Raw genomic sequence first — 12,937 nt, forward strand, 5'->3', positions numbered from 1 at the left:
AAAATGCCTGCTAAGGCGTTAAACAAGCGTGTGCGGTGCCATGACGCCTTGCGCCCGGAGACCGCGCTGGCCAAGCTCGGCTTCAAGGCTTCGCCGGGGGGCGGAATGGCAAAAGTGGAATCGCGAAAGAGCCCGGCACCCTTTGCCGCATATCTGGTGATCGTCGCCGGATGGTTTTTCGGATTCGGACTTCAGACCACGCTGTTTCCGGGGGTCGTCTATTTCACACTGCAGGAATCGCCTGAGCGCCTGGGGCTGGCCCAGATGGCCCTCACCGCGCCCATGCTGCTCCTCTTGCCCGCCGCGGGTGTACTGGCCGAGCGGCGGGGACGGCGGCGGATTTTGATCCTGTTCTATGCCCTCGCGGCGCTGTTTGCCGCGTCCCTTGGTGCGCTTCTTATGTCCGGCAGACTGACCTATTGGCTGCTCGTCATGTATGCGATTGCCGTTGGATCTTGCGGTGCCTTCGTTCTTCCGGCGCGGGATTCGGCAATCAATCGCGTGGTCGAGATCGCCAACCGGTCGGGCAAGCCGATCACCCTTCAGAAAGCGGTCGTGATTGCCTCGCTGGTCCAGTTTGCCGGCCAGATCACCGGCATGGGCTTTGGATATATGGCGCGGTGGACGGGGCCGGGCCCGCTGCTCTTTCTGCAGGCCGGCGGCTTCCTGCTCGGCGTTTTCGCCGCGATCGGACTGCCGCGCTTGAAAGCAAGACGCACGGCGGCGACCCACGCCATGCAGGACCTGGTCGAAGGCATCAGAACGGTCTTCCGGTCACCCGTGATCGGTTCCATGACCGGCGTCATGGTGGCCGTCGGCTTCTTTGTTGTTGGTGGTGCGTTTTTCGTCGTTATTCCGGTACTGGTCCGCGATGTCTACGGTGCCGGCTATGGCACCTTGTCCAGCCTGCTTGTGGTCTTCTGGATCGGCGCTTTCATCGCCAATGCCCTGCTCGCCAGAATGAGCCATATCGAGCGGCCGGGACGCGCCGTCATGCTGGCCCAATTGGTAACGGTGATCAGCCTGGGTGGTCTCGCCCTTCCGATACCGCTGGCGGGGCTTTATGCACTCGACTTCTTCTGGGGGCTGGGAGCAGGCGTGGCGATCTCGCTCAGCCGCTCCGTCGTGCAGGAAAACGCGCCAACCGAAATGCTGGCCCGTATCATGTCCGTCTATCAGCTCGGCCTGTTCGGGGGCATGCCCGCTGGCGCCGCGATGATGGGATTTGTCGTTGCGGCGCTCGGACCGCGGGACTCCGTCCTCATCCCGATGGCCGGGCTGGCGCTGGTGCTGCTCCTGATCTCTGTTTTCACGCCCATCCTGTCCGTGCGCCGGAAAAGCTGAGCCAAGCTGTCAGTCAACATGGTCAGCCGTGCCCGCACGCGCGATAGTATGTTCAAACGGAAAGCATGGAGTCATGACCCTCATGAATACCTTTCACACCCGCGCCCTGACCGGCGTGGCCGCTCTCGCCCTCTTGTCAGCCTGCAGCGAACCGGCTCCGGGCAACACGGCCGAACCGGAACAAGCCAGCGAAACCAGCACAGAGACCCAGAATATGAATTTGATTGCCCGCGCCCAGTCGATCACGCCGCCCGCCGCCGAACAGCGCCCGGTCACGATTGAACAACTGGGCCGGTCCCGGACCGACGAATATGCCTGGCTACGTGATGATAACTGGCAGGAAGTGATGCGCGATCCGTCCGTGCTCAACCCGGATATCCGCGCCCATCTGGAAGCCGAGAATGCCTATTATGAAGCGGTCATGGCTCCGACCGAGGCCTTGCAGGAGCGTATATTCCAGGAAATCCGTGGCCGTATTCTGGAAGACGATTCCTCGGTTCCCGACCGCGACGGCAATTTTGAATATTATTCCCGTTTCCGCGAGGGCGGACAGTATCCAATCTATGCGCGGCGCCCGCTTGATCCCGAAACCGGTGAAGCCGGAGAGGAGCAGATCCTGCTGGATGGCGATGCGGAGGCCGACGGCATCGAATATCTCGATTTCGGCAATATCGACCACAGCCCGGACCACCGCTGGCTGGCCTATGGCGTCGATACCCGCGGTTCCGAATATTACGAGATCCGCATCCGCGACCTGGAATCCGGCGAGGACGTGGCCACATTGACGGATGAGAGCACCGGGAATTTCACCTGGGCGAATGATTCCGCGACCCTGTTCTGGGTCTGGCGCGATGCCAATGGCCGCTCCAAGCAGGTCTGGCGTCAGGACCGCAGCGAATCCGAAGGCACGATGATATTCGACGAGGCGGATGACGGTTTCTTCGTCAATGTCGGACGCACAGAAGGCGACAGCTATATCGCCATCTCCACATCCGGCCACACGACCAGCGAGGTTCACCTGATCGACGCCGATAATCCGGAAGCGGAGGCCCTGCTGGTCGCCGCCCGGGAAACGGATGTCGAGTATTCGCTCACCGAAACCGGCAGCGGATTCTTTATCCTGACCAATCTGGATGGCGCCGTCGATTTCCAGATCATGCGCGCGCCCCTGGACGCGCCGCAACGTGAAAACTGGGAGACGGTGGTCGCACACCGTCCCGGCACGCTGATCACCGGCCTGATGGGATTCCGCGACTGGATGGTCCGGGTCGAGAGGGAAAACGCCCTGCCCCGCATCGTCATCCGCAATCTCAACACCGGCGAGGAGCACAATATCGCCTTCGAGGAAGAAGCCTACTCGCTGGGTATCGATGCCGGTTATGAATTTGCCACCGACGAGATGCGCTTCAGCTACGAAAGCCCGGCGACACCCGAAGAGACCTATGATTACAACATGGCGACACGCGAGCGTGTCTTGCGCAAGCGCCAGGAAATCCCCTCCGGTCACGATCCGGACGATTATGTCGTGCGGCGTATCATGGCTCCAGCCCATGATGGTGAGATGATCCCGGTCACCATCCTCCATCACCGCGACACGCCGATCGACGGTTCCGCGCCGCTGATGCTCTATGGTTATGGCAGCTATGGCATCACCATACCGGCCGCCTTCCGGGTCACGCCGCTCTCACTTGTTGACCGCGGCATGGTCTATGCGATTGCCCATATACGGGGCGGTCAGGCGCGTGGCTATGAATGGTATCTGGATGGCAAGCTCGGTCTGAAGATGAACACTTTCCGCGACTTCGTTTCTGCGGGAGAAGCACTGGCCAGCGAAGGCTTCACCTCGCGCGGCAATATCGTCGCCTATGGCGGCTCCGCGGGCGGTCTGCTGGTGGGCGCAGCGATCAATCTGCAACCGGACCTGTTCGCCGGTGCGATTGCCGCCGTACCGTTTGTGGATGTGATCAACACCATGTCGGATCCCACGCTGCCGCTCACCCCGCCGGAATGGCCCGAATGGGGCAATCCGATCGAGGACGCCGAAGCCTATGACACCATCGCGGAATACAGCCCGTACGATAACATCGCGGCCATCGATTATCCGCATGTCCTGGCCACGGCCGGCCTCACCGATCCGCGCGTCACCTATTGGGAGCCGGCCAAATGGGCGGCGCGTCTTCGGGCCACGCGTGTCGATGACGGCCTGACGCTCATGCGCACCAATATGGGCGCCGGTCACGGCGGCGCTTCGGGCCGCTTCGACAGCTTGCGCGAGACCGCCGAGAACTGGGCATTCGCCCTGATGACCGTGGGTCTTGCCGACGCGGAAGCCGAAGCCGAATAAAGGCGTTTGGACCGGGTGTAAAAACACCCGGTCCACATCCGCTGTCCCCTAGTCGTTCAGATTGAATTCCAGGCGGGTCTGCACCCCGTGATACATTTGCGGCACGCCATCGCGGACGCGCGGATTGTAACGCCAGCGCTCGACCGCCCGGATGGACTCCCGCGCAAAGCCGGGTGACGCACAGTCCAGAACCTGAATGTTGACCGGCGATCCTTGGACCGTGACATCAAATTGCAGGACGCAATCGCCCTCGATCCCGCGCTCCGATTCCCGGGCAGGATAGACGGGCGGGATACGCACGAGTGGCTGCACATCCCTGTCGGATATGTTGAAGCTCGTTGGACCTTGATCGATCCTGTCGACTTCTAGGCCCGGTATGGTGCCCGCCATCATCACGAAATCATCCGTTGGCAATTGCGACGTCTGAACATCGATGGTCGGTGGCGGTGGTGGCGGCGCGACCGGGTCCACCGGCGTCAAAACGGGCGGTTGCACCGGGTCGATTGGGTCAACGCGCGGGAACAGGTCGAAGGTCAGCTCGGCGATATCCGGTCCCGGCTCGCCTTCCACCGAGATCAGATAGGCCATGAAAAAAGCCAGCGAAGCCGTGATCACGGCCGCAACTGGCAGGCTGAGTGATGTTCTCAGGATTGATTGCATCGGGCACTCCCCTAGATGTGCCCCCTGCCCCAAACATGAACTTTCCGTAAGATTACGGCAAAGTTGCGTCCGCATCATGGCCATTTGCGCAAAGAAAAACCCCGGTCCGAAGACCGGGGTTTGATGAAATGAAAACCTGACAACCGTGATTATCCGGCTTCGGTTTCGCTTTCTTCGGTTTCGGCAGCCGCCTGTTCGAAGCCCGGTCCGCCGATCTGATCGCCATAGGTGTTGAAGTAAGGCTGGCAGCGCTCCGGCACCTCGACCATGGCGCGGCCCTCATCATCGAAATTGCGGGCATCACCCACAATCGTGACATTGACGAGCTCGGAATTGATCGTGATCCGGCACTCCTCGACCTCGACCCGGATGCGCAGACGGGCGCGCTCGGATTCGGCATTGATTTCATTCTGGATGAAGGTCACCCAGCCGCTACATGTCCGCCGGCTGTAAGAATACTGTGTACAGCCGCGAAAAGCCTGCAGAGCGCTTTGACGATTTCCCTGTTCATACCGCACCGTGCCAAGCAGTGCCTGGGTATCACCCGGGCGGCTGATGCCGCCGCGCGCCAGGGCCGATTCAAAGGCCGATTCAGCCTCCGCCAACCGGTTCTCCTGATAATAGGCTTCGCCGAGACGCAGATAGTCCTCGCCATCGCCGCGTTCGGCAACGGCCTCCAGAACCGGAATCGCCCGTTCATATTCGCGGGCCTGACGCCACATATTGGCAAGGATTTCCAGATTTTCGCGGGACCGTGTGACCCGGCCGGCATTCATTTCGCGTTCCAGAATCACAGCCCCCCGGTAGGGATACTCAAAATAGCTGTAATACTGGGCAAGCCGGACGAGTTCCCGCTCATCGCTCAGCATGCCATTGAGATACATCAGCTTGTTGGCTTCAAACGCGCCGGACTCGTTATTGGTTTGCGCCATCAGCGCCACCAGTGATGTCCAGATATTGCGTTCGCCCGGCCAGCGCTCGACCATCTGGGTGATCAGGCGGAGCTGGTCCTCGGTCCGTTCAAGCTGCTGGAAATACAAAAGCAGCATGTCGAAATTCCGGCGTTCACGCGGACTGGCATTGTCGAACTGGTGCTGGGCATAGCGCAGTCCCTCGCGGAAGCGCTCGGCCTGTGCATAGGCTTGCGACAGAAGCATGGCCAGGCTGGGCGTCAGATTCGCCCCTTCCGAAATCGCACGCTCCAGCTGGTTTATGCCCTCTGTATAGCGTTCGGTCACGATATATAGCTGACCGATATTCGTCCGCAGAGAAGTCGATTCATCCGGCGTGGCCGCACCGGTGGCCAGTGCCGCTTCAAAATCGCGGATGGCGAGGTCAGTGCGGTCCTGATTGTAATAGGCAACGCCGCGCATCCGGTAGATCACGAATTGCTCGTAGGGATTCGGTCCGCGTCCGAGGAGCGGTGTCAGCGTGTTGATCACGCAGGTCATATTATCAGCGTCGATACACTCCTGGGCCGCAAGGATCGGCTCACCCATTTGTGCAGACATGGTGCGGTCTTCTGCACTGCCCTGCTGTTCGTCATTCCGGCTTCTGCGTTGCGCATCGGCACTTGGAGCCACCGCAACGAAGGCGAATGCGGCAGCCACAATCAAGAAGGAAATCCGATTAATCATCACGCTTCCTCTGCATTCCTGTTTCAGTATCCGATCGCAACGCGGAAACCATTCTATTCGTCCAGTTGATAATCGAGCCGTGTCTGAACACCGGTCCGAGTCTGTGCCACACCGTCCACAATACGCGGGCTGTAGCGCCAGCGCTCGACAGCGCGGATGGAGCTCCGTTCAAACATGCTACTCGAACATTCCAGCGCAACGATATCGATCGGAGTTCCGTCCGGAGACACGTTGAACTGCATCAGACAGAAGCCCTCAATACCACGCTCGGCAGCGCGCGGCGGGTATTGCGGAGGGATCCGCACCAGCGGCTGGGCGTTCCGGTCGGAAATATTGAAGCTGACATTGCCGGAATTGAGATCCGGCGCATCGAATTCCGGAATGCTGCCCACAATGGTCGACAGGCTTTCAGACGGCAGATCCGCAGCCTGACGCTCTACCTGCGGCGGCGGGGGCGGCGGGTCAACCTGCTGCACATCGTCAATCGAGGTGTCGCGCGCCCGGGCATCAACCTGTTCGACCTGCGGATTGATATCAAAGCGGTATTCCGCGCCTTCTTCCTCGGGCGGAGCCTCGTCAACAAAGATCAGCGTCCGCATCAGGGTGAACAGGGCAAACGTCACAATGATCGCGATCGGAATACCGATGACAAGTCTGAAAATACTACCCATCAGGCGCTCCTAGCTTTCTTCCGAGATGTTGATTTCCTCAACACCCAGCTCGGTGAGTATCTCCTGGATATCCAGAACGGTTCCGATCGGCGCATCCTGATCGCCCTGGATCATGGCCTCGGCCCGCGGATTCTCGGACAACAACTGTTCGAGTACACCGCGCACCTGTGTAATTTCATACACATTCCGGTTGATCCAGATTTCGTCAGCCGATGTTACCGCGACCAGAAGGGTCGGCTTCATCTGCTCACTCTGGTTCACGTCAGGCCGGAAAACATCCACGCCCGGTTCTTTCACGAATACAGCCGTCACAATGAAGAAGATCAGGAGGATGAACACGACGTCCAGCATGGGCGTCATGTTCAGTTCGACATCTTCATCATCCGTCTGTACCCGGCTCCCACGTCGAGCCATATCTCTCTCCCCGAGCTAGGTGTCGTCGCCGCCGCCGCGTGCGCGCTGGATCGACACAGGAATACCGTTGGACCGCATGTCATCCCAGATCGTCGAGATCGTGCCATGCAGGGCTTCATCATTCGGCTCGATCAGCACTGCGCTTTGCGGTGCCTCGGCCCGTATCCGCTGAACCGCCGCGAGCACCCGGTCTTCACTGGTGGCACGCTGGTTCACGAATACCCGGTTCTCTGCATCAACCTGGACCAGAATAACCGGATTGGGCTCAGTCGGCTCTGCCTCGTCATTCGGTGGCGGAGGCCGCATATCGAACCCCTGCTCCTGCAGGAAGGTCGCCGTCACGATGAAGAAGATGAGCAGGATGAACACGATGTCGAGCATCGGCGTCATGTTCACTTCGGCCTGATCATTTCCTCGGTTGGAACGTCTGCGCATATCGCTACTCCAGTTCCAGCTTGTCGGCGAGAACAGCCGTGCGGTGCTTGGCGAGCCGCTCGATCTGATTTGAGAAAATCAGACCGGACAGTGCCGCCACCATGCCGGCCATGGTCGGGATGGTCGCGCGGGAAACCCCCGCCGACATTGCCCTTGCGTCCGACGATCCGGCCACGGCCATCACATCAAACACCTGAACCATGCCTGTCACCGTTCCCAGAAGACCGAACAGAGGCGCAACCGCGACGAGCGTCTTGACAAGCTCGACATTGTTTTCCGCTTTCTGACGGGCTTCCGAGATCAACTGGTCGCGGATCGCGTGAGCTGTCCACGATGTATGATCGGACCGTGCGGACCATTCCTGGAGCGCCCGCTTCGCATCGCCCGCCTGGGCGAAGAAGAAGTAGGCAAAACGCTCGAGGATAAAGGCCCACATCACGAACGTCACCGCCATGATGGCGACGAGCACAGGCCCGCCGCGATCAAGGAATTCGTTCAGTCCGCCAAGGGCTGATTGGAAATCCATTTTTCGGACCTCCCCTAAGCTGAACGGCCAGCACGCTCTTCCGCGTGACGCGCGACAATGCCTGCCGCCTGCTCTTCCAGCGTTTGCTGCACGCCGCGAGAGAAGCTCGCTGCGAAGCTATGAAGGAACAACAGCGGTATGGCAGAAACAAGGCCGAGCACCGTGGTCACAAGGGCTTCCGAGATACCGCCAGCCATGATCTTGGGATCGCCGGTACCGAAAAGCGTGATCTGGGTGAAGGTCTTGATCATGCCGGTCACCGTACCGAGCAGACCCAGCAGCGGGGCAATACCGGCCGCCAGCTTCAGGAAGTTGAGTCCGAATTCCAGCTTCGGCACTTCCTTGAGAATGGCTTCGTCCAGCTTCATTTCGATGACTTCCTCGGAATGATCCTTGACCGATTCATAGGCCAGCATCACGCGGCCGAGCGAATTGCCCTTCGACGGGGTCGAGCGGCGCTTCTGACCGGCAACGGCCATGGATTCCAGAACCAGCATCAGCAGGCGGAAGAGACCAAAGGCAACGCTGACTACCAGCAGACCGATGATGATCTTACCGACGATGCGGCCCTGTTCGATACGCTCGCCGAGATCAGGAATGTCCCGGTAAACCAGAAGCAGGCCACCGCGGGACGGGTCGACCGGACCGGATGTGATCTCGCCACGCTCGGCATTGTAGAGGCCCATGGCAGCACCGCGGATATTGGCCGGCGGCTGCGACGGCAGGGCCGACAGGCGGTAGCTGGCACCGACGCTCGCATTTTCCGGAAGCGCCCACTGAGTGAAATAGGCTTCTCCGCCACACGTGGCGTAGGAAACGAACACACCGACACGGGTCACAGCCGGGCTGTCACAATCCAGGTCGGACACATTCGCCGAATAGGATGCAATTTCAGCCTGGTAGATCATTTCCTCAGTGATCGACCGCCAGATCGTGTCCAGCTCGGTGCGGGTCGGCAGAACGCGGCTGTTGGACAGGTCCAGCAGCGGTGCGGCGCGGCCCGGATGCTGGGAGCTGACCAGAGACCCCTGGATCAGCGATCCGAATTCACCGGCACTCTGGCGTGCGACGCCGAAGAGCTCACCGAATTCCCCCTGGGCGAGGCGCAATTCCTCGGCCAGCACGTCGATCTGTTGCGAATTGGCTTCGAACTCGGCTTCCAGCCGATCTGCCTGCGCTTCCAGCGCCGCCAGTTCCTGCCGGGCACCGGCGAGCAGTGACGTCTGGCGGTTCCGTTCGGAACGGAACTCGCTGAGCCGTTGCTGGTTTTCGGCCGAAGCTTCACGCACATCCGAGCGGACGCGGTCAAGCAATTGGCTGATACTCGAAACCGGTTGTTGTTGAGCCATCGCTCCACCGGCGAAAGCGGCACCGAATGCGACCGCTGCGGCAAGTGTTTTGAGATTGAATTTCATCACAAATTCTCCGTCAGGGCCGTATTATTGATCTTCCGAGCCGGGGAGCGGCACGGTGAAGACTTCCGGCGTCGTCACTTCACGTGCGATGCGGAAAGCCCGTTGAACGTCATTGTTATAGCTCGCGGGGACCGGAACCCAGTCAGAGGCACCGCGATACAGCATGTCCAGCGAACCCTGCGTGTCGCGGATCAGTGCCACGCGGCCGACCTGGAGGATCGACTGTGTCACGTCGGTACCGTCGATCGTGGTGGTGTCCTCGTAAACGCGGAGACCGCGGCCATAAGAGGCCTCGATGTCATAGCGGTTCAGGATGACGCGATATTTTTCCGCAGCGGAAACTTCCGGATCGTCGATCAGATCATAAAGATCATCAACGCGCTCGAGACGGGCGTCCTGCTGGAATGGCAGGTCGAGCTCCACGAACTGGCGGAGATTGTCGACCATTTCGCGCAGCATCGGGATCAGGTCGCGCTGGATGTTGCCGACGCTGTCAATCTGCAATTGCAGGGAGTCCAGCTCATTGGCCTGCGACTGCAGGAAGACTTCCTGCTGAGCGACGTAAAGCTCCTGGCTTTCGATCTGCTGCAGCAAGGCCCGGTATTCCAGCTCCGCATTGGTGCGTTCATCGTCGATCTGGTCGATCTGCGATTGAGTGGAAGCCCCTTCCTGTGTGGATTGCGCGCCTGTGGAAAGCGCTGTCTGCAATTGCGCGTCCGCAATACCGGCCACGCCAACGGAAAACACCGCTGCTGCGACTGAAGTGCGAAGCCATTTATTCAAGTTCGCCATGTCTCGCCTCACGTTGAACAGCGCGGCTTGTATCCGCCACGCCTGACTGACTGTTTATGCTAGTCCGGTACCATGCACCGGATAAGCCCCTGCTTGTTCTGAGGCCGGACGGCCGCAAAGCGCCGGCCCGAACCTGCAGATTCGAATAGAAGTTGGGAAGCACCCCGAAAATAGAACCCTTCCCCTCGCTTCGCGGGAGTTTGCCCTCCCGTCTCGTTCGGCGAATTACGCCTTCTTAATCTCGACGCTAACCAAGTGACGCGCGTCAATCAATAGACAGACACTTATCGAATGCGGTGACAATGGCAGTTTTATGGTGAATTCTCCCTTCACAGGCGAATTGCTGCCAAGCGGTTGCCGTGCAACACGAAATACGCGTCCCGTTTGGGCCTTGTTGGCAAGGCGGCGAGCGTGTTCACAAAAAATTGTTACAGGCACAGCTGCAAAAACTTTGCAGTCGCTTCACCGCAAACCCGCAGATGGAGAGAATCGCTTTGCATGAGAGTGGCTGGGGCGGGAGGACTCGAACCTCCGCTCTTCGGTACCAAAAACCGCTGCTTTACCAACTAAGCTACGCCCCAGCAGGCCGGCCGCGTATCGCGGCGGAGGCGGTAGATAGCCCCTCACTGCAGATGATGCAACGGGGTGATGCTGTAGTGATTGAATCCCGTATCCGAAGTAGCTATAAGCCCGCGCTCCGGTCGGAGTATAGCTCAGCCTGGTAGAGCACCGTCTTCGGGAGGCGGGGGTCGCAAGTTCGAATCTTGCTACTCCGACCACTCTACCTTCCCCGTTGTATACAAGGCACATCTGCCGCGGATTTTGGCCGGCGGGATGAAAGATGTGACTGTCCCTCGTGGTTTCCGGCACAATATGCGCATGCTGTAAGCAAGATAGCGCAATTCAGGACGGTCCCATGAAACAGTTTTTTGTCACGCTCTTCGGCTCGATCATCGGTGTCATCATCGGCTCGATCCTGACCCTCTTCATCCTGATATTCGGAATCGCCGGTCTGATATCCGCGATGGGAGCGAGCGCAGCAGAGGACACAGGCCTGCCGGCGGGACGCTTCGTCCTGGAAGTCGACCTTCGCGAGAGCCGTCTTGATCAGCCGACGCGGTCGCCCTTTGCCTTCACCGAATCAACATCTGTCGTCGATCTGGTCCGGCTGCTTGACCGGGCCGGGCGGGACAATCGCGTCGCCGGCCTCTTTATCCGCGCCAACGAATTCGGCATGACGCCGGCCCAGGCCGAGGAAATCAACCGCGCCATCGCCGCCTTCCGCGAGAGTGACCGGCCGGTGATCGTGCATTCCCAGGGCTTTGTCGGAACGTCGGTCACGAATTATCTGGCCATTTCGAGCGCAGATGAGATCTGGCTCCAGGACACGGCCAGCTTCTCCACGTCCGGACTGGCCGGCGAAGTGCCCTTCTATGGCGCTGCGCTGGAACGGTTCGAGGTCGATGCCGAATTCATCCAGTTCCTCGAATACAAGAATGCGCCGAACACCTACACCGAGACCGGCTTCACGCCGGAACACCTGGAAGCCACGCTGTCCTATTTCGGCTCGATCTATGATGTGGCGCTGACCAATGCCGCCGCCGGCCGTAGTCTCGACCTGGAAGCCTTCCGGGCTCTGATTGAATCCGCTCCGCATAGCGCCGAGGCCGCTGCCAGTGCCGGGCTGGTGGATCAGCTCGGACATGTGGCAGCCGCGCGTCAGGCGGTGATCGACCGCGCAGGCGGAAATGTCACCCTGGCCAACATCGAGGACTACCGCTTCAGCGGTGTGCTGACCGAACAGGGACCGCGCATCGCCCTCATCGAGGGGCAGGGCGCCATTGTGACCGGCCCGGGTATTGTGTCGCCTTTTGGCGGCGACCCGGTTATTGGCGGTGACGCCATGGCGGAAGCCATCACCAACGCCGCTTCCGCATCCTCTGTCCGGGCCATTATCCTGCGCATCGATTCCCCTGGCGGATCATCCGTTGCCTCGGATCAGATCTGGGACGCGATCCGGCGGGCGCAGGACCGCGGCATCCCGGTCGTGGTATCCATGGGCGGCGCGGCGGCCTCCGGCGGTTACTATATCGCCGCACCGGCCGATTACATTGTCTCCAACGCCACCACGCTGACCGGCTCGATCGGGGTCTATGGCGGCAAGATCAGCCTGGGCGAGACCTTCGGCCTGATCGGTGTCAATTTCGAGGAAGTCGCTGTTGGCGGTGAATTCGCAACCGCCAATTCGGCAAGCTCACCCTGGACCGGGGAACAGCGGGCCGCCGTCGAGGCACAGCTTGCCGACATCTACGAGGACTTCACGCAGCGCGTGGTAGACGGCCGGGAGATCGGCATCGACACCGTTCGCGAGATCGCCAGGGGCCGGGTCTGGACCGGAGAACAGGCACTGCAAAACGGCCTCGTGGATGAAATCGGCGGTCTTATGGAAGCCATTGCCGCGGCGCGGCGCCTCGCTGGCATCGAGGAAGACGCCACCGTGAACCTGCAACGCTTCCCGCGCGAGAGAACGCCATTCGAGGCCTTCCAGGAATTGTTCGGTGTCTCGGCCGAAGGCGCTCAATCCCTGGCCCAGCTGAACGCCCTGATGAATGCACCCGAATTCCGGGCGCTGATGGAGGCCGGGCAAACGGCAGGCACCGGCAATGAGTTGCGGGCCCGCAGCGTCCAGCCGCGATAGG

Annotated in this window: 11 protein-coding genes and 2 tRNA genes; 4 read left to right on the forward strand and 9 right to left on the reverse strand. The window is 60.3% G+C overall.

Features of this window, described 5'->3' with window-relative positions; genetic code table 11:
• Positions 1-3 precede the first annotated feature (3 nt).
• Positions 4-1,344 carry an MFS transporter gene (locus DBR16_RS08550; RefSeq protein WP_233347690.1) on the forward strand — a complete coding sequence of 447 codons (1,341 nt, stop codon included), beginning with the start codon at positions 4-6 and terminating at the stop codon, positions 1,342-1,344.
• Positions 1,345-1,417: 73 nt separating this feature from the next.
• Positions 1,418-3,688 carry a S9 family peptidase gene (locus DBR16_RS08555; RefSeq protein WP_233347692.1) on the forward strand — a complete coding sequence of 757 codons (2,271 nt, stop codon included), beginning with the start codon at positions 1,418-1,420 and terminating at the stop codon, positions 3,686-3,688.
• A gap of 48 nt (positions 3,689-3,736) precedes the next feature.
• Here the strand turns inward: DBR16_RS08555 and DBR16_RS08560 are convergent, their stop codons facing one another.
• The 9 genes from DBR16_RS08560 to DBR16_RS08600 form a co-directional block, all read right to left on the reverse strand.
• Positions 3,737-4,348: an energy transducer TonB gene (locus DBR16_RS08560; RefSeq protein ID WP_161539449.1), complete on the reverse strand. Its 612-nt coding sequence runs from the start codon at positions 4,346-4,348 to the stop codon at positions 3,737-3,739.
• Positions 4,349-4,497: 149 nt separating this feature from the next.
• Positions 4,498-5,985 (reverse strand): tetratricopeptide repeat protein, encoded by a 1,488-nt coding sequence (locus DBR16_RS08565; protein ID WP_109260853.1) that lies wholly within the window; start codon positions 5,983-5,985, stop codon positions 4,498-4,500.
• A 53-nt stretch (positions 5,986-6,038) separates the two neighbouring features.
• Positions 6,039-6,656: an energy transducer TonB gene (locus DBR16_RS08570; protein ID WP_109260854.1), complete on the reverse strand. Its 618-nt coding sequence runs from the start codon at positions 6,654-6,656 to the stop codon at positions 6,039-6,041.
• 9 nt (positions 6,657-6,665) lie between these two features.
• Positions 6,666-7,070, reverse strand: coding sequence for an ExbD/TolR family protein (locus tag DBR16_RS08575; RefSeq protein ID WP_109260855.1), 405 nt, complete (start codon positions 7,068-7,070; stop codon positions 6,666-6,668).
• A gap of 15 nt (positions 7,071-7,085) precedes the next feature.
• Positions 7,086-7,505, reverse strand: coding sequence for an ExbD/TolR family protein (locus DBR16_RS08580; RefSeq protein ID WP_109260856.1), 420 nt, complete (start codon positions 7,503-7,505; stop codon positions 7,086-7,088).
• Between the two features lie 4 nt (positions 7,506-7,509).
• Positions 7,510-8,031, reverse strand: coding sequence for a MotA/TolQ/ExbB proton channel family protein (locus DBR16_RS08585; RefSeq protein ID WP_109260857.1), 522 nt, complete (start codon positions 8,029-8,031; stop codon positions 7,510-7,512).
• Between the two features lie 14 nt (positions 8,032-8,045).
• Positions 8,046-9,446, reverse strand: coding sequence for a MotA/TolQ/ExbB proton channel family protein (locus tag DBR16_RS08590; protein ID WP_109260858.1), 1,401 nt, complete (start codon positions 9,444-9,446; stop codon positions 8,046-8,048).
• Between the two features lie 24 nt (positions 9,447-9,470).
• Positions 9,471-10,238 (reverse strand): DUF3450 domain-containing protein, encoded by a 768-nt coding sequence (locus tag DBR16_RS08595; protein WP_109260859.1) that lies wholly within the window; start codon positions 10,236-10,238, stop codon positions 9,471-9,473.
• A gap of 505 nt (positions 10,239-10,743) precedes the next feature.
• Positions 10,744-10,819: transfer RNA gene (locus tag DBR16_RS08600), tRNA-Gln, on the reverse strand.
• A 121-nt stretch (positions 10,820-10,940) separates the two neighbouring features.
• Here DBR16_RS08600 and DBR16_RS08605 point away from each other — a divergent pair.
• A tRNA-Pro gene (locus DBR16_RS08605) sits at positions 10,941-11,017 on the forward strand.
• A 137-nt stretch (positions 11,018-11,154) separates the two neighbouring features.
• Complete coding sequence (sppA, locus tag DBR16_RS08610) at positions 11,155-12,936, forward strand: signal peptide peptidase SppA (protein ID WP_109260860.1); 1,782 nt, start codon at positions 11,155-11,157, stop codon at positions 12,934-12,936.
• Position 12,937 lies beyond the last annotated feature (1 nt).

It is taken from the genome of Hyphobacterium indicum, assembly GCF_003129605.1.
Lineage (GTDB): Bacteria > Pseudomonadota > Alphaproteobacteria > Caulobacterales > Maricaulaceae > Hyphobacterium > Hyphobacterium indicum.

What these genes read in the sequence shown, in the direction of transcription:
- DBR16_RS08595 (WP_109260859.1), bottom strand. Translation starts at nt 10,238, where the DNA reads ATGGCGAACTTGAATAAATGGCTTCGCACTTCAGTCGCAGCAGCGGTG.
- DBR16_RS08590 (WP_109260858.1), bottom strand. Translation starts at nt 9,446, where the DNA reads ATGAAATTCAATCTCAAAACACTTGCCGCAGCGGTCGCATTCGGTGCC.
- DBR16_RS08575 (WP_109260855.1), bottom strand. Translation starts at nt 7,070, where the DNA reads ATGGCTCGACGTGGGAGCCGGGTACAGACGGATGATGAAGATGTCGAA.
- sppA (WP_109260860.1), top strand. Translation starts at nt 11,155, where the DNA reads ATGAAACAGTTTTTTGTCACGCTCTTCGGCTCGATCATCGGTGTCATC.
- DBR16_RS08560 (WP_161539449.1), bottom strand. Translation starts at nt 4,348, where the DNA reads ATGCAATCAATCCTGAGAACATCACTCAGCCTGCCAGTTGCGGCCGTG.
- DBR16_RS08565 (WP_109260853.1), bottom strand. Translation starts at nt 5,985, where the DNA reads ATGATTAATCGGATTTCCTTCTTGATTGTGGCTGCCGCATTCGCCTTC.
- DBR16_RS08570 (WP_109260854.1), bottom strand. Translation starts at nt 6,656, where the DNA reads ATGGGTAGTATTTTCAGACTTGTCATCGGTATTCCGATCGCGATCATT.
- DBR16_RS08550 (WP_233347690.1), top strand. Translation starts at nt 4, where the DNA reads ATGCCTGCTAAGGCGTTAAACAAGCGTGTGCGGTGCCATGACGCCTTG.
- DBR16_RS08585 (WP_109260857.1), bottom strand. Translation starts at nt 8,031, where the DNA reads ATGGATTTCCAATCAGCCCTTGGCGGACTGAACGAATTCCTTGATCGC.
- DBR16_RS08555 (WP_233347692.1), top strand. Translation starts at nt 1,418, where the DNA reads ATGACCCTCATGAATACCTTTCACACCCGCGCCCTGACCGGCGTGGCC.
- DBR16_RS08580 (WP_109260856.1), bottom strand. Translation starts at nt 7,505, where the DNA reads ATGCGCAGACGTTCCAACCGAGGAAATGATCAGGCCGAAGTGAACATG.